Origin of the sequence: Janthinobacterium sp. SUN100, assembly GCF_030397705.1 — a bacterium.
Lineage (GTDB): Bacteria > Pseudomonadota > Gammaproteobacteria > Burkholderiales > Burkholderiaceae_D > Janthinobacterium > Janthinobacterium kumbetense.
Genome location: NZ_JAPUBU010000002.1, coordinates 302,978 through 327,108 on the forward strand (window position 1 = coordinate 302,978; position 24,131 = coordinate 327,108).

The 24,131-nt window shown below is 64.9% G+C and carries 17 protein-coding genes and 1 tRNA gene; 4 read left to right on the forward strand and 14 right to left on the reverse strand.

All coding sequences use genetic code 11. The features are described 5' to 3' along the window. Window positions 1–3: 3 nt before the first annotated feature. From tssH to O0881_RS13670, 8 genes are all read right to left on the reverse strand, one after another. Complete coding sequence (gene tssH, locus O0881_RS13635; protein WP_289911751.1) at window positions 4–2,661, reverse strand: type VI secretion system ATPase TssH; 2,658 nt, start codon at window positions 2,659–2,661, stop codon at window positions 4–6. Window positions 2,662–2,714: 53 nt separating this feature from the next. Continuing rightward, window positions 2,715–3,800: a type VI secretion system baseplate subunit TssG gene (gene tssG / locus O0881_RS13640; RefSeq protein WP_289911753.1), complete on the reverse strand. Its 1,086-nt coding sequence runs from the start codon at window positions 3,798–3,800 to the stop codon at window positions 2,715–2,717. Further along, window positions 3,764–5,608: a type VI secretion system baseplate subunit TssF gene (gene tssF / locus O0881_RS13645; RefSeq protein ID WP_289911755.1), complete on the reverse strand. Its 1,845-nt coding sequence runs from the start codon at window positions 5,606–5,608 to the stop codon at window positions 3,764–3,766. The genes tssG and tssF overlap by 37 nt, the downstream gene beginning before the upstream one ends. Before the next feature lie 2 nt (window positions 5,609–5,610). Further along, on the reverse strand, window positions 5,611–6,102 hold the full coding sequence (gene tssE / locus O0881_RS13650; RefSeq protein ID WP_035817453.1) for a type VI secretion system baseplate subunit TssE: 492 nt from the start codon (window positions 6,100–6,102) through the stop codon (window positions 5,611–5,613). Window positions 6,103–6,197: 95 nt separating this feature from the next. Then, window positions 6,198–6,689, reverse strand: coding sequence for a type VI secretion system tube protein Hcp (locus O0881_RS13655; protein WP_035817450.1), 492 nt, complete (start codon window positions 6,687–6,689; stop codon window positions 6,198–6,200). 33 nt (window positions 6,690–6,722) lie between these two features. After that, a complete protein-coding gene (tssC, locus tag O0881_RS13660) occupies window positions 6,723–8,207 on the reverse strand; it encodes a type VI secretion system contractile sheath large subunit (protein ID WP_099664664.1) in 1,485 nt (494 codons plus the stop codon). A gap of 1 nt (window position 8,208) precedes the next feature. Next, on the reverse strand, window positions 8,209–8,718 hold the full coding sequence (gene tssB / locus O0881_RS13665) for a type VI secretion system contractile sheath small subunit (protein WP_077402277.1): 510 nt from the start codon (window positions 8,716–8,718) through the stop codon (window positions 8,209–8,211). A gap of 73 nt (window positions 8,719–8,791) precedes the next feature. Beyond that, window positions 8,792–9,364, reverse strand: a complete 573-nt coding sequence (locus O0881_RS13670) for a hypothetical protein (RefSeq protein ID WP_257218664.1) — start codon at window positions 9,362–9,364, stop codon at window positions 8,792–8,794. 289 nt (window positions 9,365–9,653) lie between these two features. On the opposite strand from O0881_RS13670, the gene tssK reads away from it, so the two are divergent. From tssK to O0881_RS13690, 4 genes are read left to right on the forward strand one after another with little or no spacing between them, the layout of a single operon-like run. Next, window positions 9,654–11,000 (forward strand): type VI secretion system baseplate subunit TssK, encoded by a 1,347-nt coding sequence (gene tssK, locus O0881_RS13675; protein ID WP_099664665.1) that lies wholly within the window; start codon window positions 9,654–9,656, stop codon window positions 10,998–11,000. A gap of 9 nt (window positions 11,001–11,009) precedes the next feature. Beyond that, window positions 11,010–11,792, forward strand: a complete 783-nt coding sequence (gene icmH / locus O0881_RS13680) for a type IVB secretion system protein IcmH/DotU (protein WP_289911757.1) — start codon at window positions 11,010–11,012, stop codon at window positions 11,790–11,792. Further along, window positions 11,792–15,613, forward strand: a complete 3,822-nt coding sequence (gene tssI, locus O0881_RS13685; RefSeq protein ID WP_289911758.1) for a type VI secretion system tip protein TssI/VgrG — start codon at window positions 11,792–11,794, stop codon at window positions 15,611–15,613. Before icmH ends, tssI begins: the two co-directional genes overlap by 1 nt. A 41-nt stretch (window positions 15,614–15,654) precedes the next feature. After that, complete coding sequence (locus O0881_RS13690; RefSeq protein WP_289911760.1) at window positions 15,655–16,110, forward strand: hypothetical protein; 456 nt, start codon at window positions 15,655–15,657, stop codon at window positions 16,108–16,110. On the opposite strand, the gene O0881_RS13695 is transcribed toward O0881_RS13690, so the two are convergent. The 6 genes from O0881_RS13695 to O0881_RS13720 all read right to left on the reverse strand — a co-directional run bounded on the left by O0881_RS13695 (window position 16,107) and on the right by O0881_RS13720 (window position 24,093). Next, window positions 16,107–17,258 (reverse strand): FAD-dependent oxidoreductase, encoded by a 1,152-nt coding sequence (locus O0881_RS13695; protein ID WP_289911762.1) that lies wholly within the window; start codon window positions 17,256–17,258, stop codon window positions 16,107–16,109. The genes O0881_RS13690 and O0881_RS13695 overlap by 4 nt on opposite strands. Beyond that, complete coding sequence (locus O0881_RS13700) at window positions 17,258–19,444, reverse strand: LodA/GoxA family CTQ-dependent oxidase (protein WP_289911763.1); 2,187 nt, start codon at window positions 19,442–19,444, stop codon at window positions 17,258–17,260. Before O0881_RS13700 ends, O0881_RS13695 begins: the two co-directional genes overlap by 1 nt. 47 nt (window positions 19,445–19,491) lie before the next feature. Beyond that, on the reverse strand, window positions 19,492–19,851 hold the full coding sequence (locus O0881_RS13705; protein WP_077402257.1) for a hypothetical protein: 360 nt from the start codon (window positions 19,849–19,851) through the stop codon (window positions 19,492–19,494). Further along, complete coding sequence (locus O0881_RS13710; protein WP_289911765.1) at window positions 19,848–21,551, reverse strand: tyrosinase family protein; 1,704 nt, start codon at window positions 21,549–21,551, stop codon at window positions 19,848–19,850. The genes O0881_RS13705 and O0881_RS13710 overlap by 4 nt, the downstream gene beginning before the upstream one ends. A 67-nt stretch (window positions 21,552–21,618) precedes the next feature. Beyond that, window positions 21,619–23,664 carry a multicopper oxidase family protein gene (locus O0881_RS13715; protein ID WP_289911768.1) on the reverse strand — a complete coding sequence of 682 codons (2,046 nt, stop codon included), beginning with the start codon at window positions 23,662–23,664 and terminating at the stop codon, window positions 21,619–21,621. Between the two features lie 336 nt (window positions 23,665–24,000). Next, window positions 24,001–24,093: transfer RNA gene (locus O0881_RS13720), tRNA-Ser, on the reverse strand. Between the last annotated feature and the right edge of the window lie 38 nt (window positions 24,094–24,131).

Below are 24,131 nucleotides of genomic sequence, written 5' to 3' on the forward strand. Positions count from 1 at the left end.
CGCCTATTTGATCGTGTACCGGAACTGCCCCTGCTTGCCGGCGCTGGCCTTGATGCGGCTGATGCCCTGCCCTTCCGCCATGCGCGCCAGCACGGCTTCGGCGATTTCCGGCAGCAGGCTGCCATTCAGGATATTGTCGACATTGCGCGCGCCCGAATCGACTTCGGTGCAGCGCGCCAGCACCGCCTCGACCAGCGCCTCGTCGTAGAGGAACTCGGCCTGGTGATTGGCGGCGATGCGGGCCGCGATCCGGCCCAGCTTCAGGCCGATGATACGGGCCAGCACATCGTCGCCGAGCGGATAATAGGGAATCACCTTCAGGCGCCCCAGGAACGCGGGCTTGAAGACCTTCAGCAGCTGCGGGCGGATGGCCAGCTCCAGCTGCTCCGGCGTCGGCAGCTGCTCTTGCGGCAGGTTCAGGCACGCCTGCATCATGGTGGCCGACGCCACGTTCGAGGTCAGGATGATGATGGTATTCTTGAAATCGATCTCGCGTCCCTCGGCATCGTCCATCACGCCCTTGTCGAAGACCTGGAAGAACAGCTCCATGACATCAGGATGCGCCTTTTCCACCTCGTCGAGCAGCAGCACGCTGTATGGATTGCGGCGCACCGCCTCGGTCAGCACGCCGCCTTCGCCATAGCCGACATAGCCGGGCGGCGAACCCTTCAGACCCGAGACGCTGTGGGCTTCCTGGTATTCGCTCATGTTGATGGAAATGAGCTTGCGTTCGCCGCCGTACAGGACGTCGGCCAGCGCCAGCGCCGTTTCCGTCTTGCCGATGCCGGACGGGCCGACGAACAGGAACACGCCCTTCGGCTTGTCCGGGTCGTCCAGGTTGGCGCGCGCCGTGCGCACGCGCTGCGCCACCGCCTCGATCGCGTGGGGCTGGCCCAGCACGCGCTCCTGCAGCAAGTCCTTCAGCCGCAGCACCGTCTTGAGTTCATCCTTGACCATCTTGCCCAGCGGGATACCGGTCCAGCCGGCGACGATTTCCGCCACCACGTGGCCGTCGACCTGCACCGGCACCAGCGGTGTCTCGCCCTGCAGCGACGCCAGCTCGGCCTGCAGCGCCAGCAGCTCGCGCCCCTGGCCCGCGTCGGCCGGCTTGCCCTCCTCGAGCTGCCGGCGGATCGCCTGGATCTGTTTCGACAGCGCCTTTTCGCCATCCCAGCGCGCGGCCAGCTGCGCGTGTTCCTGCGTGGCGGCGCCGCGTTCGACGTCGAGTTGCTGCAGCCGCGCGCCATGGCGCGCGCCGCCGCTCTCCTCGCGCGCCAGGGCCGAAGCTTCCGCATCGATGCGCTCGCGCCGGCGCGCCACGCTGTCGAGCAGGGCCGGCGTGGCGCTCTGCCCCAGCGCCACCCTGGCGCAGGCTGTATCGAGCACGCTGATGGCCTTGTCCGGCAGCTGGCGGCCCGCGATGTAGCGGTGCGACAGGCGCACGGCTTCGGTGATCGCCTCGTCGAAGATGCGCACCTTGAAATGCTGTTCCATCAGCGGCGCCATGCCGCGCAACATGGCGCATGCCAGCTCTTCGCTCGGTTCCTCGATCTTGACGACCTGGAAGCGGCGCGCCAGCGCGGCATCCTTTTCAAAATATTTCTTGTATTCGCCCCACGTGGTGGCGGCGATGGTGCGCAGCTCGCCGCGCGCCAGTGCCGGTTTCAGCAAGTTGGCCGCGTCATTCTGGCCAGCGCTGCCGCCGGCGCCGATCATCGTGTGCGCCTCGTCGATGAAGAGGATGATGGCGTGCGCGCTCTTGCCCACTTCGGCGATGACGTTTTTCAGGCGGTTCTCGAACTCGCCCTTCACGCTGGCGCCGGCCTGCAGCAGGCCCATGTCCAGCGTGTGGATTTCCACGCCCTGCAGGATGTCGGGCACGTCGCCCTGCACGATGCGCAGCGCCAGGCCCTCCACCACGGCCGTCTTGCCGACCCCGGCCTCGCCCGTCAGGATGGGATTGTTCTGGCGCCGCCGCATCAGGATATCGATCGCCTGGCGGATTTCCATGTCGCGCCCGATCACGGGATCGACCTTGCCGGCGCGCGCACGCGCCGTCAGGTTGACGGTGAACTGGTCCAGCGCCGGCGTTTTCGACGCCGCCGCGCCGGCCAATTCCCCCACGGGATCGCCGCCGGCGTCGCCCGCCGCCTCCTGCCCTGCAGCCGCCTCGCCGGCTTCCTGCGAACCCTCGGTCAGCTTGTCGAGCCCGTGCTTGATCTCGTCGAGCTTGAATTCGTGGAACAGCGCCGAGCCCCGGTAGGCCAGCTGCGCCAGTTCCGGCTCAGTCAGCAGCGCCTGCAGCAGGTGACCGCTGCGGATGCTCACCTGCCGCCCGGCCCGCAAATCGAGCGAAGCGATCAGCCAGGCATGCTCGAACAGTTTCGGCAGACGCACGGAAAACACGGGCGTGCGCGCGTTGCCCGTCTGCAGGCGCGCCACTTCGGCGCGCAAATCCGCTTCCAGCATGCTCACGCTGACCCCGCTCCTGCGGGCAATCAGCACGAAATCGCTGCGCGGCTGCTCCAGCAAGGCGAGGAAGACATGCTCCAGGTCGACTTCATACTGCCCCAGCCCGACGCACAGACTGGCCGCGCGCGTGGCAGCCGTGCGGCAGGTGTCGTTCAACTTGCTGATCAGGGTTTTCAGGTTGATGCTCATGGGGCGGCGGTCCTTGTCGGGTGATGGTTGGCGAAATCGGTGGAGTGGCGCGCTCAAGCCGGCGCATGCAGTTCATAGCGGACATCGGCGCGGTCGCACGCCTCGCCGCCGGTGATCAGGAAACTGTCCCAGCCCAGCCGCCCGCCGCTGCGCGGCACTGCCAGCGCCACGCCCTGCACATCGGCGGCGCGCAGCACCAGCTGCACTTCGTATTCCAGGCACAGGCCGGTGAACATGGCGAGCATTTTCTCGAGCGCGAGGGCGGCCGCGCCGCCGGGCAGGAAAGCGTCGAAGTGGCGGCGGGCCAGGGGGCCGATGGTCAGCCGCAGGCGCAGGTCGCGCTGCCAGACGCGCGCACCGACCATGGCGGTAGCGCCCAGCACGGCGTTGCTGCCGCCCAGCGTGCTTTGCTGCTCGCGCGGCACGTCGTACCAGCAGCCGACAAACTGGCTGACGGCGATGCGCTGCCCGAAATACTCGGACAGCACCTGGCCAATCATCACAGCCGACGGCGGCCGGTGGCGCATGGCGGCGGCAAAGTAGCCCACCGATTCGTCGAGCACGCCCGTGCCGTCCCCCGCCAGGCGCTGGCGCAGCGAGGCGTTGCCCAGCCCTGCCAGCGACAGCAGCAGCGGCAGGAACTGGTCCTTGCCGTCGAGCTGATACTTGAGCTCCAGCCGGTACTTGCGCCAGGCTTCATAGAACAGGGCCAGGGCGCGATTCGAGAACGTGTCGAGGAAGGCGCGCGGCCCCTCGTCCTTTTCATACAGCTGGTGCGTGGCGATGCGTTCCGTATAGTGCAGCGGCAGCGCGCCGGCGACGCCGAGAAAACCCATGAAGGCCGGCGTGACGCGCACGTATTTCAGCTGGGAGCTGCGCAGCGCCGCGCCCAGGGCGTTGGAGTCCGTGGCCAGTTCGCGCGGTTCGGGCGCCAGCGCTTCGATCTGGCTGGGGGCGAAGTCGAGCGAGACGGAATTCTGGAAGCGCAGGAAACTGGCCACCGCATCGTCGTGCGGCAAGCCATTGCGCCTGAGCCAAAGCTCCAGCATGCGTACCGCCTGGAAGTACTGGAAGCGGCAAGGCTGGGCGAACAGGCGCTCGATTACACTAGGCTCGAATCGCCGCTGCGTGGTTTGCATCGCCACAGCTCCTCTCCTGATTTTTTTGCCAGCACCACCAGCTGCGTGAAGCTGTTCGCATGCACATACAAGCCCAGGAAGCACTCGATCACATGCGCAAAGGCGTGGATGCCGCTGCCGACGAAGGCCTCTTCATCTATCGTCAGCCGCACTTCGACGCCGCGCACCAGGCAAGCGAAGGGATTGCCTGGCAGCCAGGCATTGGCGGCCTGGTGGGCGATGGCCGTGATGCCGCGGATTTGCCGCTGCGACGTGGCCGAGCGCGGCAAGTCGTACAGTGCCAGCATTTCCTGGAACGCTTCCAGGCCGCTGCCGGCCAGCGACAGGTGATTCAGCGACAGATGCGAAATCAACCGCCAGTGGGCGCCCCTTCCCCGTTCGAAACGGTGCGACTCGCTGGGTTTGCGCAGCAGGCTGATGCTGCGCACGCTGGAGCCGCCCTCGAGGAACAGGTCGCCGCCGTGCAAGCCGTAGGTCAGCTGCGCCGGCAAGTCGCGGTTGGTGCAGCTCAGCTCCAGGCTGAGCGTGTCCGTTTCCACCGCGGCCGGATCGAAATCGATGTCGACAATCGAAATCTGCATTTCGTAGCCAGGACTCTTGCTGGCGATGATCTCGTCGCGCCGCATGACCCAGTAGTGGCCATCCCTGGCCGGGGTCTCGCCATGGCGCAGCGAATAGAATGGGCGGAATTCCACCACGGATTCGCCCTGCGGCGTCTGCCGCACCAGCTTCACCGAGTCGATGGCCTGCACCTCGAACGCATACGCGCGGCGCGCATCGGCCAGCACGGGGTAGCTGGCGGCCGTGTGCGTGAGGCGGATGGGCTCGCCGCGCAGGCGGAACAGGTTGACCACCGGCGTGCAGCCCAGCAGCAGGTTGTGCGTGTTCATCGTCCCCAGCAGGCGCGCCGTGTTCGAATCGGTGCGCAAGCCGCTCAGCGCCAGGTGCAAGGTGATGCGGCGGCAGCCGGACGGCAGCGCGGCGCACAGCGCGCCCAGGTCGATGTCGAAGAAATTGAATTTTTCGGGAAAGCAGAAATACTCGGTCAGCAGCCGGTAGGCCGGATGCGAGCGGGCGGAAAACGGGATCAGTGCATCGTCCTCGGCAAAGCCGGCGCTGCGCACGGGAATGCCGTCGAGCGCGACCCAGCTGCCGCTGCCGTCCGCCTCAACATAGGCCTTCACGGTGCGCATGAACAGGGCGTCGCGCAGCGCCGCGCAAAACGAGGGCTGGCCATCGATGAACACGCGCAGCGACGCCAGTCCCAGCTGGCCCAGCGACAGCTGCGCGGCGCTCGACTCGATGGTGATGCGCACGCCCGAGGTGGCATTCGCCGGCAGCAGCACCTGTTCCGGCGCCTCGATGATGGCGGAAAAAGCAGCATGCGTGAGCGCCAGCGGCGCCACCGTCACGGGGTAGGCGGTACGGAAGGTGCAGGCCACGCCTTTCACGGGGCGCGTCGTCAGCTCCGTGCCGCGGGCGATTTCCGCAGGCGCCGTCAGCTGCGCCGCCGCGGCGCCGTAATCCATGCGCGCGATCGAGCACGAGGGGAACGGCCGCAGGTAATGCGGATACAGCACTTCGAACAGCGCTTCGGTAAATTCGGGATAATCGTCGTCGATGCGCTTCGAGATGCGCGAATTGAGCAGCGCGAACGACTGGATCATGCGCTCGATGTGCGGGTCTTCGCACACCTCGCCGCCCATCAGCAGGCGGCCGGCGATCTTCGGGTAGCGCTCGGAAAACTCGCGCGAATAGCGGCGCAGGAAACCCAGTTCGCGCTCGTAATAGGGCAGCAATTCATCCAAGGTCAGGCTCCCGTGGACGCGGCACGGCGCCCCTTGCTGATCGTGTAATGCAGGCTGGAAGGCTGCAGGATGGCGTCGAAGCTGACCGGTTCGTGCGCCGCATGCACCACCAGCAGCGCGCTGATGGCGAAATTGAGGCGGTTGATCGAGCCTTCCTCGATTTCCAGCGACGCGCGCACCTGGCGCAAGCGCGGCTCATGGCGGGCGATGGCCTTTTCCAGGCACTGGCAGATATAGGCGCGGTCGTCCGTGCTCGACAGGCTAAGCCCGGCGAAATCGTTCAAGCCGTACGTGATGATCGACTTGCCGCACTCGGGAAAGGGTTTGAGCAGCGCCTCGGGCAGCACGGCGCGCGTGTTGAGCAGCGCTTCGAGGTCGCGCGCCACGGTGTCTTTCAAGTCCTCGAGCGAGAGGCGCGAGACGGTGCCGCTGGAGGCGCCGTGCACGGGCGTATCCATCAGGCGGTCGAACAGGCCCGGCGTAAAACCTTTCATGGACTTCCCGTTTCATGGGTGACGTGGACGCCGCTGCCGGCGGCCAGGAAAGCCAGCGGCGGCAGCGCGCCGCTGGCGTACGCGGTCAGATGCGGTCAGGCTGTCTTGTTCGCCGACAGGTCCCAGCCGCCGGAGGTGTTGCCGCCCGAACCGCCACCCACTTTTTGCTGCGTGTACTTCCACTTGACCTTCGAATACTTGAGTGCCAGGTCTTCGCCGAGAATGTCGCCCGCGGCCACCGATGGCGCCACGCTGCTGATCATCACATTCTCCAGTTCGATCTCGAAGTACTTGATGCGCTCGCCCTGGCCATCGGCGCGCAGGAACTCGAGCTTGGCTTTCGGGATGGTCTTACCAGAAGAGCAAGTCTGCAGTAGCAGAGGGCTGGCGAGATCGGCCATCTTGGCGATGACGATATCCTTGTGCTCGGTACGTTCGGCGGTATGGCCGCCGCCCGTCGAGGCGGTCGCCGATTTGGGTTGCAACACCTGCCACTGGACCGACTTGCATTCGATCCAATCTTTGTGGCTGTTATCCGTGGATTCGCCTTTGATGCCATCAATTTGCAAGTATACGTCGATTGCCATGTTATTCCTTTCAAGGGTGTGAAGAAAAATACATTACGATTTGGTCGACTGCGGAAGCTCCGCGACCAAACGGAGTGAAACGGACAATTCGTCGAGCTGGAAATGCGGACGCAGGAAGGACACGGCGCGGTACACGCCGGGCCGGCCCGGCACTTCCGCCACCTGCACCGAGGCTTCGCGCAGCGGAAACTGGGCCTTCTGTTCCTGGCTGGCGTTATCGTCGAGCAGCACGTACTGCGTCAGCCAGCGGTTGAGGAAATCTTCCACGTTGGAGGCGGCGGCAAAGCTGCCGATCTTGTCGCGCATCATGGCCTTCATGTAGTGGGCGATGCGCGACACGGCGAAGATGTATTGCAGCTGCGCCGACAGCACGGCGTTCGCGTTGGCGGCGTCGGTATTGTATTTTTTCGCCTTCTGCGCCGACTGGGCGCCGAAAAACGCGGCATAGTCCGTGTTCTTGCAGTGCACGAGGGAGATGAAGCCCAGGTCGCTCAATTCCTTTTCGCGGCGGTCCGTAATGGCGATCTCGGTCGGGCATTTCAGCGCCACCTCGCCCTCGTCCGTCTTGAAGGTATGCGTCGGCAAGTCTTCCACCAGGCCGCCCCCTTCCACGCCGCGGATCGCCGCGCACCAGCCGTAATCCTCGAAGGCGGCCGTCAGCTTGGTGCCGAACGCGTAGGCGGCATTGCACCACAGGTATTTCTGGTGGTCGGTGCCGTCGACGTCCTCGACGAAATTGAAGCCGTCGACGGTGGCGCCATCGAGCGGATTGAACGGCAGCCGGCCCAGGAAGCGGGGCAAGGTCAGGCCCACGTAGCGCGAATCTTCCGATTCGCGCAAGGATTTCCACTTCGCATACTCGACCGTGTCGAAGACCTTGGCCAGGTCGCGCGGCTTGCCCAGGTCGCTGTAGCTTTCCAGCCCAAACAGTTCCGGCGAGGCGGACGAGATGAACGGCGCGTGCGCGGCGGCGGCCACGTGCGACATCTGCTCGATGAAATACATGTCTTCCGGCTGGCGGCTGAATTCGAAGTCGCCCAGCAAGGTGCCGAACGGCGCGCCGCCAAAGGTGCCGAATTCCTCCTCGTAGACCTTCTTGAACATGGTCGACTGGTCGAACTCCAGCGCGCTCTGGAAATCCTTGACCAGCTCGCGCTTGGTCGCGTTCATCATCTTGATTTTCAGATTCGTGCCGGTGGCCGTGTTCTTCACCAGGTAGTGCAGGCCCGTCCAGCTGCTTTCCAGCTTCTGGAATTCGGGCGCGTGCATGATGGCGCTGAGCTGCGCGGAAATGAGCTGGTCCAGTTCGGCCACGCGGGCATCGATGGTGGCGGCCAGGTTATTCGATACCACCACCGTGCCATCCATGACCTGGCTGACCAGTTCGGAAATCAGATCCTTGGCGCGGGCGTGTTCGACGCTGGACTTGGCCACCTTGCTCTGCTCGACGATCTGGTCGAGCAAGTCGATTTCGGCGGCGCCAGCAGCGCTCAATGCGGGGGTCAGTTGTGCGGACATATCAATCTTTCCTGACGTGGGAATGTTGTTCCAGCTGGGCCAGTTTTTCCGTGCTGTTGAGCACGTCATTCAGGATGTCTTCCAGTTTGTCGTTGCCGGCCAGCTTGTTGCGCAGGTCGGCCAGCTTGGTGCGCGCCTCAAGCAGCTTGCGCAGCGGCTCGACCTGCTCGACCACCGCTTCCGGGCGGAAATCGGCGATCGCGCGAAATTTCAGCTCGACGCCGAACTGGCCGCCAGCGGCGCCCAGTTCATTCGGCACGCGGAAGGTGGCGCGCGGCTCGATGCCCTTCATCACTTCATCGAAATTGTCGCGGTCGATATCGACGAACTTGCGGTCCTTCAGGCGCTTCTGCTCGAGTTCGGAATTGCCGCCGAAATCGCCCACCACGCCCACCACGAAGGGCAGCTCCTTGTTTTCGATGGCGTCGCCGATCTCGACGTCATAGGTCATCTGCACGCGTGGCGGGCGTACCTTTTGCAAGCGCTTCTGCACACTATCTTTTTTCGACATGACATCCCCTTCCCAAATATTGGCGGCATCGGCGATGCGCCTGTTGAACTGCGGCGTACCTGTGCCTGGCTGGCTACTTCAGGGCATTGAATGGATTGGCGCTGCCCTCATCGGCAGTGCGCTTGCTTGGCTGCTTGCGCGACGCGCGCACGGGCGGCTTGTCCGGCGGCGGCACCAGCACGGTTTCACCCAGGCTCTCGCGCAGCAGCTTGGCCAGATCCTGCGATTCCGCGCGCAGCGGACCGGACAGGTTGTTCTGGCGGCTCAGGTCGGCCAGCGCCCGCGTCGACAGGCGCAGTCCGCTGATGGCGATCACGCTGTTGGCCAGCTTGTCGGCAGGATCGCGCACCAGCACTTCCTGGGCATTGAGGATGGCTTCACCATACTGGCCCGCATCGTAGCGGCTTTGCGCCATGCGCACCCAGGGCTGCTTGTCGGCGGGCGCCGCGGCGGCCGCCTCTTGCCACAGCGCCAGCGCCGCCGCCTTGTTGCCCGTGTCCACCGCCTGCGTGGCCTTGGCCATCAGTTCTTCCAGCGTCGGCGCCACGACGGGCGGCGGCTTGGCCACCGGCGCCGTACTGCAGGCGCTGAGGGTAAAAGCACAGGCGATAACTGCAAGCGTGCATAGCGAAACCGGGCGTGTCATGTTGAGCTTTCCTTCAAAAAAGAAGACGGTTTTGGCGATTGAAAAGTTGCTTTTTATAGTTGCCAATTGTTTATTTTTCGGAGCGTAGCATGATTTCAAAATTCACTGCGTTCGATAGAAAATACGCGAAAACTCACACTACTCACGCTAAAAACGTACCGTACGCACCATTCCTCAAGATAATGTTAAGGTTCTTGCAGTTGCGAAAAAAGCACCAAGTTGCGCGATGCGAAGCATGATTTTCAGTCGCTGCCGCGCGCCTCACTGTGTCTGGCATAGAGGGCAATTCATGAGCATGGCAAACAAATTGTTATGGGGCGAAGGGCTGTTCCTGCGGCCCCAGCATTTCCAGCAGCAAGACCAGTACCACGAACAGCGCCTGCACGAGAGCGTCAAGGCGCTGCACCCGTATGCGTGGGGCGTGAACCAGTTGCAGATCGACCGCGATGCGCTGGCCAACAACAGCTTGCGCCTGCTGGAACTGTCGCTGGTCTTCCAGGACGGCGAAATCTACAACGCCGCCGGAAGCGACGACCTGCCCGACGCGCTCGACCTGGGCAACTTGCCGTCGTCGCTGCAATCGGTGACCTTCCACGCCGCCTTGCCGGCTTTCAAGCCATTCGGCGGCAACTTCGCCGCCAGCGGCCAGCCCAACAACGCGGCGCGCTACGCCCAGGCCAATCTCAGCACGCCGGACCTGTACACCCAGGCCGCGCAGGCCGAACTGACCTACCTGAAAAAAACCCTGCGCCTGGTCGCCGATGCCGAACCGCGCGATTCCTACGTCAGCTTCCCCCTGCTGCGCCTGCGGCGCCTGTCGACGGGCGGCTTCGAGCAGGATCCGGCCTTCGTGCCTCCCAGCCTGTCCATCCGCAGCGCGCCCCTGCTGTTCCTGCAGCTGCGCCGCCTGATCGACGCGCTGCAGGCCAAGGTCAACGCGCTGTATGGGCATCACCGCGAGCCGAGCAAGAGCGTGATCGAATTTCGCTCCGGCGACATGTCCTCGTTCTGGCTGCTGCATACGGCCAGCGCGGCCTACGCCTCGCTCAGCCACTACTTCCATCATCCGGCGCTGCATCCGGAGCGCCTGTACGAACAGCTGCTGGCCCTGGCCGGCGGCTTGATGACCTTTTCACGCAGCCATGCGCTGGCCGACCTGCCGCCGTACCGGCATGCCGATCCCGGACCCTCGTTCGCCCAGCTGCACGCCATGATCCGCGAATTGCTCGACACCGTGATCTCGTCGAAATACTTCGCCATCGCGCTGACGGAAACCAAGCCGTCCTACCATCACGGCAAGCTGGACTCGGAAAAGATCGATGCCAAGACGGCGTTCTACCTGGGCGTGTCCGCCGACATGGCCGGCGTGGAACTGGTCGACGTGGTGCCGCTGCGCTTCAAGGTGGGCGCGCCCGACGACGTGGAAAAATTCGTCCTGTCCGCCCTGCCCGGGGTGCGCCTGCAGCATGCGCCGCAGGTGCCGGCCGCCGTGCCGGTACGTCCCGACATGTTTTATTTCACCATCGAGGCCAAGGGCCAGATGTACGAACGCATGCTGCAGGCGCAGTCGCTGCTGGTGTATGTCCCTTCCGGCATGCGTGAACTGAAACTCGAACTTGTCGCCGTCACTTCCTGAGGTCCAACGATGCACTCCAGCGCCCCCCCTTCCCTGATGTCCGGCAGCCAGGCCGCCTATGCCGCCAGCATGGCTGCCGGCCCCGGCACCGAACACACCTTGATGGACTTGATGTACGACGGTTTTTACGCCCTGTTCATGCTGAAGAACGGCAGCGGACCGCAAGACAATGCTGATTTCATCAGCAAGATGACGCACTTCCTCGATGAGTTCAGCCGCGGTGCGAAAAAACAGGGCGCGTCGGCGGACGACATCGACGCCGCCAAATATGCGTTCTGTGCGGCCGTCGATGAAATCATCCTGCGTTCGCCCTACAGCATCCGCGACGAATGGGCGCGGCGGCCGTTGCAGCTGGTGCTGTTCGGCGACCAGCTGGCCGGCGAAAACTTCTTCATCCGTCTCGAAGCGCTGCGCGCGCGCGGCAGCGCGCACCTGCAGGCGCTCGAGGTCTTCCACATGTGCCTGCTGCTGGGTTTCCAGGGCCGCTACATCCTCGAAGGCCAGGAAAAACTCAATTACCTGACGGCGCGCCTGGGCGATGAAATCGCCCAGATGAAGGGCAAGAAAACCGGCTTCGCCCCGCATGCGGAGCGGCCCGACCAGATCATCCACAAGCTGCGCAACAACGTGCCGCCATGGGTACTGTGCTCGGTGTTCGCCCTGATCTGCGCACTGGGCTACCTGGGGCTGCGCACCATGCTGGCCAAACAGACGCAAGCGCAGATCAATGCCTACAACGACATCGTCAAGCTGGCGCCGCGCGTGGCTAACCTGAGCATTACCCTGCCGTGATGGGCGACGCACAACAAACCCCCGCGGCAACGGGCCAGTTCGGCACGGGCCTGAGCCAGCATGCACGGCTCATCACCCTGGCCACGGCCCAGCAGTCCGGGCAGCCGGAATCGCTGATGGCGGAACAGTTCGAGGGCCGCGAGGCCGTCAATGAACTGTTCCGCTTCGAGGTCGACGCCCTGAGCACCGCGGCCAGCCTGGACCTGGCCTCCTTCATCGGCGAGGAAATGACGCTGTGCCTGCTGCAGCCCGACGGCAGCCAGCGCGCCTGGCACGGCATCTGCACCGATTGCGCCTGGCTAGGCGCCGACGGCGGCGTGGCGCGCTACCGGCTGCGCCTCGAGCCGGCCCTGGCCCTGCTGCGGCTGCGCCGCGACAGTTACATTTTCCAGGACAAGAATGCGCGCGACATCGTCACCGAGCTGCTGGCCGACTACCCGCAGCTGCGCTTCGCATTCGACGTCAGCCAGACGCTGGCCACGCGCGCCATCTGCACCCAGTACCGCGAGAGCGACTTCGATTTCTTCGCGCGCCTGCTCGCTGCCGAAGGCCTGAGCTGGCGCTTCGAGCACGACCAGCCCGGCGGCGCGCAGGACAGCGGCGATGGCCAGGCCCAGGCCAGGCACAAACTGGTGATCTTCGACAGCAAGGCCACCGCGCCGCAGACGCCGGGCGGCGCCGACATGCGCTTTCACGGCGTGCGCGCCACCGATACCGACGACGCCATCGACCGCTTCGGCGCGCGCCGCCAGGTGCAGTCGAACGCCGTCAGCATCAGCAGCTGGGACCCAGCGCAGGTGACGGCGCCCGCCGCCGAGCAAGTCTCCAGCCTGGAGGCCGGGCAATTGCCGCAGCTGGCCGTGTATGACGGTGCCGGCGAGCGCCTGCACGCCGACCGCGCGGCGGCCGGGCCGCACAGCGAGCGCATGCTGCAAGCCCTGGAGCTGGACAACAAGCAGTTCGACGGCGCCGGCGCCGTGCGCCGCCTGGCCGCCGGCCACGCCATGCGCCTGCTGCAGCACGAGCAGCATGCCGATGGCGCCAACGCCTTCACCGTGCTGTGGGCGGAGCACCAGGCGCGCAACAATACGGGACCGGCCAGCGCCAGCCTGGGCGGCATGCTGTCGAAGCTGGCCAGGACGGCCGGCCTGGGCGGCGTGGCCGACTGGATCGCCGGCCAGATCGAGCCGGGCACCTACCGCAACCGCTTCGGCTGCGTGCGCACCAGCGTGGCCATCGTGCCGCGCGCCACCGCCGCGCGTGCGCCGGCCGTGGCGCTGGGTCCGCAGACGGCACTGGTGGTGGGCCTGGCCGACAGCGTGGCCACCACGGGCCGCGACCACCAGGTGCGCATCCAGTTTGCCTGGCAGCGCGGCAGCGCCGCCAATCCCGGCGGCCTGGCGCACAACACCGACCAGCAGGGCAACGCGCCCGGCAACGAGGCGTCTGGCGCCTGGGTGCGCGTGGCCGAAGCGCTGGCTGGCCCGAACTGGGGTTCGCAATTCACGCCGCGCCTCGGCACCGAAGTGCTGGTCGACTTCATCGAAGGCGACATGGACCGCCCGCTGGTCGTCGCCCAGCTCTACACGGGCAGCGACACACCGCCGTATGCGGCCGGCGAGGATTCGGGCGTCAACCACGCGGGCGCCCTGTCGGGCATGCACAGCCACAATTTCGATGGCGCCGGTTACAACCAGTGGGTACTGGACGATACCCAGGGCCAGCTGCGCACCCGGCTCGCGTCGAGCAGCGCCGCCACCGAGCTCAATCTGGGCTACCTGGTGCAGCAAGGCGCCAGTTCGGCGCAACGGGGCAGCTACCGCGGCAGCGGCTTTGAGTTGCGCACCGATGCCTGGGCCATGTTGCGCGCCGGCGAAGGCGTACTGCTCTCGACCACGGCGCGCGCGCGCCAGGGCGCTGGCGTGGCGTCGAGCCAGCTCGACACCAGGGAGGCGCTGGCCCTGCTGCGCGGCGCCTGTGAACTGAGCAAGGCGGTGGCGACATCGGCAAGCCAGCAAAAAGCCCTCGTCAGCAAGGATGCGAACCAGGCGCAGCTGGACATGGCGAAGCAGATCGACCCGCAGCAGGACGGCAAGTACCAGGCCAGTGTCGGCGGCCAGGAAGCCAGCAAGGCGGGCAGCGGCACGCGCGCGCCCGATACGGCGCAGCCCGTGGAACGCTACGCCCAGCCGCTCGTGCTGATGGAGTCGCCCAGCAGCATCAACTGGGCCACGCCCGCATCGACCGTGCTGTTCGCGGGCCAGCAGCTGCACTGGACGGCGCAGGCCGACCTGCACATGACGGCCGGCCAGACGGTCGCCTCGGTGGCGGCCAACGCGGCCACGCTGTTCAGCCAGGAAGGCGGCATCAAGGCCGTCGCTGGCAATGGCCCCGTCTCGCTCGAAGCACATACCGACCAGCTGGAAATCCTCGCCGATCAAGCCGTCACGGTGATCTCCGTGAGCGACAGCATCGACATCAAGGCCAACCAGAAAATCGTCTTGCAGGCGGGACAATCCTCGATCACGCTCGAAGGCGGCGACATCACCTTCCGCTGCCCCGGCCATTTTACGGTCAAGGGCGGGCAGCATCTCTTCAATGGCGGCGCCAGCGCCGCGGCCGGCCTGCCGCCGTTGCCGGACAGCCGCTTGAAACTGTTCGACGAAGGCTTCGTGCTGAAAGACCGCGACACGGGCGAACTGATGGCGCGCCAGCCGTATCGCGTCAAGCGCGCCGATGGCAGCATCGAAACGGGCATGACGGACGCCAGGGGCCTGACCCACATCGTGGCCGCTGCCGCCGTCGAGGCACTGGTGATCGAACTGCTCAAGTCGCCGGGCCAGTTGCCCGAGACGGAGAACAGCCCTGACCAGGCTCCTGCACCCAGGCCGGATACGCGCGCCAAGTCGCCCGCGCCCGGCACGACGGCCAAGACGCCGCCCGCACCCGAGCCGAAATTCAAGGCAACGGGCACGTCCAGCACCAGCCCCGTCGACAACAAACAGCGCAAGGAAGTGCTGATCAAGCGCCCCGCCTGCTGGATCGCCGACTATGAAAAGGAGATTAGCGTCTCCAGCGTGCCGCGCTACAACAACACCTTCGGCGCCACTGGCGCGCCGCATAACTATTTCGACACCGTGCGCTACAAGATCTACGTGCCCGTCAAGTCGAATACCGGCATCATCGCCGAATTGCGCGTCAAGGTGATCACGGTGCTCGAGCCGGCCGACCAGGCGCTGGAAGAGCGCGAGAAGGGTACCCCGCAGGCCGCCACGCGGGCCAAGCAGCGCGCCGCCGTCATCAAGTACGTCAAGGGCATCGCCACCACGGGGCTGGAAAGCCACTGGAACAATAAATTCCAGATGAAAATCAGCGATCCGGAATGCGGCACGCGCACCCTGCCCATCATCTACCGCGTCGTTTATGTGGAGAGCAACGAGCATTACGTCATGCAGATCCACAAACGCTACGACCGCGAAAGCGTGACGGGTACCATCATCGACGTGTCCGCCTCGACCGATGGCCAGACACACGCCCATGAGTTCGGTCACTGCTATGGCCTGCCGGATGAATACTCGTATGTGGAAGGAGACGACGAGACCGTCAAATACAAGAAGCCGGACGGCAGCTGGGATGCGCCCGTGCCTTCGCTCTCGGACGATGAGGAACCGGAACCGGCCGCTGCCAACATCATGAACTCGGCCGGCTCCATCGTCATCCGTGACCGGCATGCCTGGCAGATCGCCATCGAAGTGCAGGACTTGCTACGGACGAAAATAGGACGGCAGATCAAATGCGATATCATCCTGAACGGCTCCTAATCGCACTGCTCGCAGTGTCCCTACAACTCCCAGGAAACGCCATGCCGAACGACATCCTCTCCATCAGCGCCCACTGCATCGATAATCCAGCCTGCATTTTCACGGGCAGCGACATGCGCATCGAGGTGGTCATCAAGAATATCGGCAATGGGGAAGTCGGCTATCCGCTTCAGTACATGCAAGCGCGGGGTCCCAATATGCGCCTGATCGACAACGCGAGCGAACAAAGCCAGGTATTGAAGACGGGCCTGGCCAATCACGCGCTCAAGCGCGCCTTCACCCCCATCGCGCCGGGCCAGTCGATTGCGCTGCAAAGCGTCATCAAGCATACCGAGCTGCGCATGTTCCGTACGGAATTCGTCGATGTGACGGCCGAAATCGGCGTCTCGGCCGGCATCCAGACGGCGGGCAGCGAGGAAGCGCTGCCGTTCAAGGGCGGCACCAGCCTGAAGATCATCGGCAGGGATACGCTCGAACGCGAAGCGCAGCGCCGTTAATCCGCTAGAGCACCCGCATCCGCATGCAGCTGGCGCCAGAACGGTGCGGCGGGCCAGCGCTGCTCCCAACCGTAGTACTGCTGGCGCTGCGCCAGGTAATCGGCGTAGCGCTGCGCCACCGTCTGCGCCACCGCGTCCAGGGTGGCGTGGCCGGCGATGGCGCCAGCGGCCGCCATACCGTTGGCGAGCGCCTTGACGATGCCTTGCGAGGTGACAGGATCGTAGGCCGAGGCGGCGTCGCCGATGGCCAGCCAGCCGTCGCCATGCAGTTGCTCGAGGCAGTAGGACGGCGCGGGAAAACTCTGCACGCCGCCTGCCAGCGGCACCGCGCCGCGGGCCAGCGCTGCCGTATTGGGCGCGGCCGCCAGCCCTTCCAGCCAGTGCGCGGCATGCTGCAAGCGCCGCGCCTTGACGGTGGCCGCGTCGCTGTAGAACGCCAGCAGCATGGTGGCGTCGGGCAGATGGGCGCCATACCACCAGCCGTGTTCGACCGCTTCCAGGTGCGTCAGGCCGGAACGGGGGCCGTCGGGCGCGGCGAAGCGCATGGCCAGGCAGACCAGCGGCAGCGTTTCGACCTTGCGGCTGCCGTGCTGGCGCGCGAAGACGGCGCGCGTGCCGCTGGCGTCGACCACCACATCGGCATGGATGCTGGCCGGTCGCGGGTGCGCGAGATCGCCCAGCATCAATTCCAGGGTAAAACCGCCGCCTTGCGCCGGAGCCGACGCGGCCAGGCTGGCGCGCAGCAGCACCTCCGCCCCGCGCAAGCGCGCCTGGCGCGCCAGGAAGCCATTGAAACGGGAACGCTCCAGGTGCCAGCCATGGCCCAGCGGATGCAGCAGCGCGTCGTTGTAGCCGCGCTTGTCGCTACCCCACCAGGAACAGCTGCCATGGCAAGGCGCGTGCGCCTCGGCGAAAAAATCCTGCGCAATGCCCAGCGCCTGGAACAGACGGTTGGCTTCGGGCGGAATGCTCTCGCCGATACGAAATTGAGCGTAGTCGCCCGCCTCGACCACGAGCACGTCGTGCACGCCATGCTGCGCCAGCGCCAGCGCGCAGGCGCAGCCGGCCGGGCCGCCGCCGATGATGGCGACCCGGTAGCGCTGCTGCGATGGCCCTGCCGCGCCGGGACTGTCTGCAACCGCCGCCATCAGGGCTTCGGTTTCGGCTGCGGCTTCGGCCGGTACACCTTGTCGATGGCCGTGTTGCGCCAATACTCGACCAGGTTGCTTTCATCGCTGTCGAACAGGCTTTCGACTTCCAGGTAGTAATCCTTGCAGATGGCCTTTTCGCCCGCCTTGCGCGCAATCGCCGTGCTTTGCACGACCACGCCGATGCGGTGCCAGTTCAGCAGGAACTGCGCGCGGTCCTGGTAGCGGCCCACATGCATGGCGGGCCGGTCGATTTCCGCATTCTCCGGGGTGGCCGATGGCAGCCCATCTGCCCGCGTGCCCTTGCCGCGCACGGAATAGCGCGGCGTCGTCAATTCGCCGCCGTTGGCGACAACGTCGTCGTAGGTGTACACGGCCACGGGCCGCTGCGCCGGCCAGGAGGAATACAGCAAGGTATTGTAGCCATTGCCATTGAGCGCCGTGGCCGCATCGATCGCCTGCTGGTTATTGAGCACCGTGCCGCCGGGATTCGGATCGGGCAAATGCGTGGCGCACGAGTTGTAATCGGTATGCCACGGCAAGGCCATGAACTTCGACACGTCGCCGGGCTGCACCTCGCCGCCGCGCAGCGGCATGTAGCCGGCGCCGAGGAATGGCTGGTCCCTGACGGCGGCCACGTAATCGAGATGCTGCGCATTGAGGCGGAACGGGCCGCCAGCATCATGGCGCCGCCACGCCTGCCGGTACAGGCCGGGGTCGCGCACGATAAAACCCATCTCGATGCCGGGGCTGTAGCGGCCGCCCAGGCAGTTGAACAGGACCGTACGGTCGAGCGCTTCGCCCGCGCCCAGCAGGAAATCACCGCTGTCGGCCACATACTGGCCATGTGCCCACTGGTCCATGAAAAAATACTGGGCCCGGGTCAGGGTCAGCAGGCTGCTGCCCGCATCGCCCAGCGACAGCGGCATTTGCGGCTTCAGCGACGGCGCGCCCGTCTGGTCGGGATGGCGGATGAAATTCATGATCGGGTAGGTCAGGCCTTCCGCCTTCATCTTGCCCAGCAAGTCGTGCTCCTTGATCGCCCTGGCCGGCAAGCTGGTCGTCCAGCGCTGCAGCGACGCCGCGCGCAGGATGGGCTGGACATCGGTGCGGAAATTGCTCCGGTAGCCCGCCTGGTAGCGGCCGTCCGCATGGACGGCGGGTCGCAGCGCCATCTTTTCCAGCCAGGTGCAATACAGGTCGTCCCACAGCGATACGACGTTCGCCGTTTGCGGCGCGTACGACGGGTCGCTCGAGATCACCCAGGCGCCGCCCTCGACGCTGCGCGCCGTGCCGTCGGCAAAAAGCAGCATGGCCGTGACGGGACCATCGGCCACGTCATCGAACCAGTTGTCGTTGTTGACATTGTCGTGCAGGACGGCGGCGGCCGAATAATTGCCTTGCGCGTCGAAGCCGCAGGCCTTGCCATAGCCGCCCAGCACCAGCAATCGTCCATTCTTTTCCGTCGTGATGGCGCCCAGCGAGGCGATGATGGCGCCAGGGCCCTGCGCCGGCGCGCCAGGCTGCCCGCCGCGCGGGAACGACACGGGATAGTCGGGCAGGCTGCGCACGGCGCCGCTGGCCGCATCCGCGCACGACGGCGGCGTCGATGTGTCGAACTGCTGCACGCCCTGGCGCGAAGCCTGCACGGTGCGCGGTCCGGGATCGATGACCAGCAGCTTCAGGCGCAGCGGGTCGGCCGGCGTGCCGAAGTGCGGCGAGCCTGGCGTGCCGAAGGCCGGATTGCGCAGGGCCGGCGCGCGCTGGTTTTCAAACGGCGCCACGCCGTCCCCGCCCTCCCAGCTATTGGCTTTCTTGTTGGCCAGGTGCACGGTCCAGACGATGTCCTTGACGATCTTGCCATCGACCATGCTGCCGATGGCCACTTCGGCCGCCGCGCCCCGCCGGCCCAGCGGGTAGCTTTCCACGCCGTCCGCCGCGTCGAACGCATACTGGTAAATGCGGAAGCGGGCCGCCTGCCGCTTGAGCTTTCCGCCGGCGTCGCGCAATTCGGTGCTGGCGATGGTCGTGTCTTCCGTGCCGGGCCGGATCGGCAAGCCTCCCGTGCCATCCTGGCCATCGAGCGGCATGCCGGCCAGGCTTTCCGGGCCCAGATAGTATTCTTCGCTGTTGCCGACGCGGGCGATGCCGATGGCCGGGTGAATTCTCAAACCTGTGTATGCCATGCTGAACTCCTGATCATCAAGGGTGTCTGTGCCGGTTGGCCTGAGAGTCACGGCTGCATGCCGTCCCTGACCCACTGGTCGAAGATATCGATGCCTTCCTGCGGCATCGGGCCGTCGGGCGGCATCGGGTGCGGCGCGGACATGACATACTCGCCTTCCCGCCCTCCCGGCGCGCGCAGGCGGTGCCCGGCATCCACCAGCCATTTTGCGTTGCGGCTGTCATAGTCGTAACCGTGGATGGCCACCTGGATTTGCCAGGCAAACGCCTTCACGCTCGCATAGTCATTCAGGTACAGCCGCTGCACGCCCGTCGACTCGGGGTTCGACAGCTTGATCTTGTTCATGTCGGCCACGTAGCGGGAAAACAGGCCCTGCACGTCGCGCTTGAAGCTGGTCCGTTCGCTCATGGCTTGCTCTCCTCATACGTGGCTTCGGCAGGTTTGCGGCGGTCGACGACCTGGATCACGGGCGTGGAAAAATCGCCTTGCCGTATCAGGCCGCGGCCCTTGTCATTCGTGGTGATGGCCGCCGTGATGCGCCAGGCCTGCCTGCGCTTCTTGGGAACCAGGCTGTCGACGATGCCGGTGATATCCGTTTCGATGACATATTTATCATGCTGGTGGGCGCCGGACAGGGCCCAGTGGCTGGTGCTGGTGACCAGGTAGCGGTCGCGGAACGCCTTGTCGCCGATGCGCGCAGTCACCTTGGCGGGATACAGGTAGATATCGGCCTGAAAACTGTAGTCTTCGTCCGCATGCGCGCGGTCCAGCACCATGTTCGCCCGCTTGTCGCCGGCCACCCGCCGCGCCGGGATCGTGTAGGCGCTGGTGACGGTGAGGTCGGGCCTGGCGACCGCGCCATCGGCCGCATCGTCGCTGAGCAAGGCGGCAAACAGGCTTTTCTGGTTGTCGCCGAATACAAACCCCGCCTGCTGGTGCCGGTCGATCAAGGCCTGGATATCCTTCTTGCGGGCAAATTCGCCGCCATAGCGCGGCTGGAAGCCATAGCCTTGCCGGAGGGTGTCGAAGTACAGCACCGCCTGGCCCATGTTGGCCGTATAGTCGCCCGAATCGCTGCGCTGGGCATCGCCGCTGCCGGCGCTCCAGCCGACGGGCCGTGGCAAGCTGGCGTCCTGCTCGCTGCGCATGAACGCCGTGCGCCCGCTGCCGCGTATGCCCGCATCGCCATGCTCGTCCAGCCACCTCTCGAAACTGTAATCGAGGAAATTATGGAAGGCATAGAACAGCGGATCGAGGCCGGCCGTGACGTTGTCGCCCATATTGCCGCCCATGTAGGTGGCGTGCATGTGATTGTGGATCTTCGTCTCCAGGTTGCCACCGCCCAGACTGCCGTATTCGTCGCCGCCAAAATCGGCCCAATCCATGTAGTAGATCTGGTAGGCCAGCAAGTTGGGGGAAGCCGTGGCCAGCGAGCTGTCGAGCCCCTCCCTCTTGCGCGTGGCATCGTACAGCGGCGAATCGACGTCCTCGAAGGCTTTCGGATAGCGCACGCCGGAAGGCTTGCGGGTGAAGTTCCAGTACGGCAGCGCGACGTTGCGCGTGCTGGGGCCCCGTTCGCCGTTCGGGTCGGCCGCCTGCAGCGCTTGCTCGTAAAAGTACAGCTGCGCCCGGTGCCATTGCAAAAAGGTGTTCTTCTGGTGCTCGCACTCGCCCGGGAATTCCTCGTGGGCATTGTCCTCGGTCGCCACCTTGTCGATAAAATAAGCAATGTCGCAACTGTTGCGCGTCGGATCGCCCAGCAACTGCTTCAGCTTGTCGCCGGGCAAGGCCGCCTGGCGGTCATTGAAGACGTCGACGGAGGTGCAGTTATGCACCCAGGCTTGCCACAGGAAGCCGCGCCGGTCATACACGTTTTCCTGGCTCTTGCGTTTCATCTCGCTCACCGCATGCTTGAAGGCGTCAAGCTCGGCCGGGGTCAGTTCATCGATATTCTTGCGGTAGCGCACGACGCGCGCGCCACCCAGCTCCGCCTGGGCCTGCAATTCCGGGCGACACGATACGGTAACCTGCGCCTGTACCGCGGTGCAGACACCCGCGCACAGCAAGCCGGCCAGGAGGGGAAGGATGGAAGTTTTCATGCGTAACATGGGCAGTTGCTCCAAAGACAGGTTGGGAAAGGCGGAAGCGCGCCGGACGCGCTGCCGCCAGGAACGGTCAGTGTCCGTGTCCGCCCGCGTCGCCGCCGCCCTTGCCATCCGGCAGTACCACCTTGACGTTTTGCATCATGCCCTGGTCTTCATGTTCGAGGATGTGGCAATGCAGCACGTATTCGCCGATGTAGCGCTGGTAACGCGTGGCGATCTCGATCTTGTGCTTTTCGATCACCAGCAAGGTGTCTTTCCACGTGCCGATCAGGTCCTTGTATTGCGCATCGACCGCGCCGCCGTCGGTGCGGGTAATGCCGATGATCTGGAAGGGGTTGACGTGGATATGGAAGGGGTGGCTGCCATTCTTCGAAGCGAGCTCCCAGATCTGCTCGGTGCCCAGCACCAGCATGTGGTCGACGCGGTGCGGGTCATAGACATACTTCAGCTCGGGTATCGGCGAGTCTTCCGGCTTGCCTTCCACCATGAAGCGGGCCTTGCCGCCCAACTTGGCGATATTGAAGGTCACATACTCCTTCTTCTTGCCGCGCATCGCGTCCTTTGCCGCCGCGCTGAAGCCCGCATGCGGGACGAACTTGCCGAGCTTGAGACCATTCTCCAGGTCGCCAAGGATCGTGCTCTTGACGCTGTCCGGCAACTGGGCGCCGGGCAGGCTCTGGACGGCATTGCGCAACTCGGCCAGCAGGAAATCGCGCGGCGACTCGCCCGACCTGACGCGTGCGGATGCCTTGGCGTTGGTCTTGGCGGCGATCACGCCGATCAGGCGCGTGTTGTTGACGTCATGCATCGTCGTCATGTTGTTGACGTTGGTTTCCGCATACACGCAATAGGCGCCGGCTTTCGGCAGCGAAAACAGGATATCGCTGCGGTAGCCCGGTTGCAGGTAATTGAGCGTCTTGGGGATGATCCTGTCGTGCGTCAAGCCGTCGCTGGCCACCTCGAACTGCGTGACGTCCTCGCCATCGCATAGCTCCATCACGTCCTTGTCCTGGTTGGCCACGCCCAGCGCCTTGAACAGCTTTTGCGGATCGTTCGCGCGGCGGATGCGCAGCACCACGGTTGCCTGGAAACCCGTGTCGATCATGCGCCAGCGGTACAGGCGCTGCGTCTTCATCTTCAGCACCGGCTGCACCTTGCCGTTGACGGAGGTATAGCGGCCCGACTTCAGCCAGGCATTCGGATCGTTGACCTGACCGAAATCCTCCAGCACGCCTACCCCGTCCGTGGCGCACGGCGTCGTCGGCGTCAGGCTGTTGCTGGGGCAGTCATAGGGAATTTGCTGCAGCAGCATCACCTCGCCGGCGCTGCCGCTGCCATCGTCGGGCTGGAATGGCTTCAGTATCACATCGAGGTCGCCATTCGCCGTGGCGCTCGGATAACGGTCGCCTTCGACCACCAGCGCACCGGCCATGCCGCTGGCGACCTGCATCGCCGTCGCGCCATGCTGGTGCGGGTGATACCAGAACGTGCCGGCCGGATGGTCGATGGGAATATTGTATTCGTACTCGAAATCCACGCCAGGCTTGATCGATATCAACACGTTGTCGCTATTGCCCGAGGGCGAGACCCACAGACCATGCGAGTGCAGATTGGTATCGTTGAAGCAGCCAATGGGACGCGCTGCATTGATATCGCTCGTCGCGCACTGCTCGTCCGGCAGCGCCGGCAACTGGTTATGCAGCTTGAAGCGCACGGTTTGCCCCGGCGCCATCACCACGGTGGGCGCCATGAAGGTGGCCGCATTCTCATCGCGTCCATCGAGCGCCAAGCCGTCCGTCTGCTGGTAGGAGCGCAGGCGCACCTTGTCATGCTTGGCCGTGGTCGGGTTATAGATGCTGCCGTTGGCATAGCGGATGTACAGGTCGTACGCTTTCTCGTACTCGTCGCGCTTGCTCGCCGCGCGGTTGGCGGGCCTGGCGCGCGCCTTCAGCTTCGGCGGCTCCTGCAGCAGGCGCAGCTCGAGTTTGGGCACGGACTGCAGGTTCAGGTCGACATTCAGATTGACCGTGCTTTCCGCGGCGAAGGCGGCACTGCAAGCGAACGGCATGGCGGCCAGGCACAGCGACACGTACCTGTGGGAAAGGCGGTGGGACATGACAACTCCTCGATTGGACTGGACAATGGAAGCATGGCTGGGCATGCGTATTTTTATTAATAACATTGCCATTATCCATAATGACAAAGAGTCAATACTCACACTAAGTCACTTGTTGTATTTATTGCTGAGGGAATGGGGCCGACGGGGGAGCTGGCTGCTGCAGCCTGAGATGGGGGAAGGCGTTGGCCGCTGCGCGGCCAACGGCCCGCGCGGAGCGCGGTGGTTGGGCGATTCGGAGAGGGCTGGGCCGGCACGGCCCAGCCCTTCGAATTCCACCGTTCCGTCCAGACAAATAAAAAAGCCTCCCGCAGGGGAGGCTTTTTTATTTGATTCTGGCGGAGACGGTGGGATTCGAACCCACGATACAGGTATAAGCCGTATGCATCCTTAGCAGGGATGTGCCTTCGGCCACTCGGCCACGTCTCCTAGCTGATTACTCAACTATGTCTCTGTAGCTAACTGCG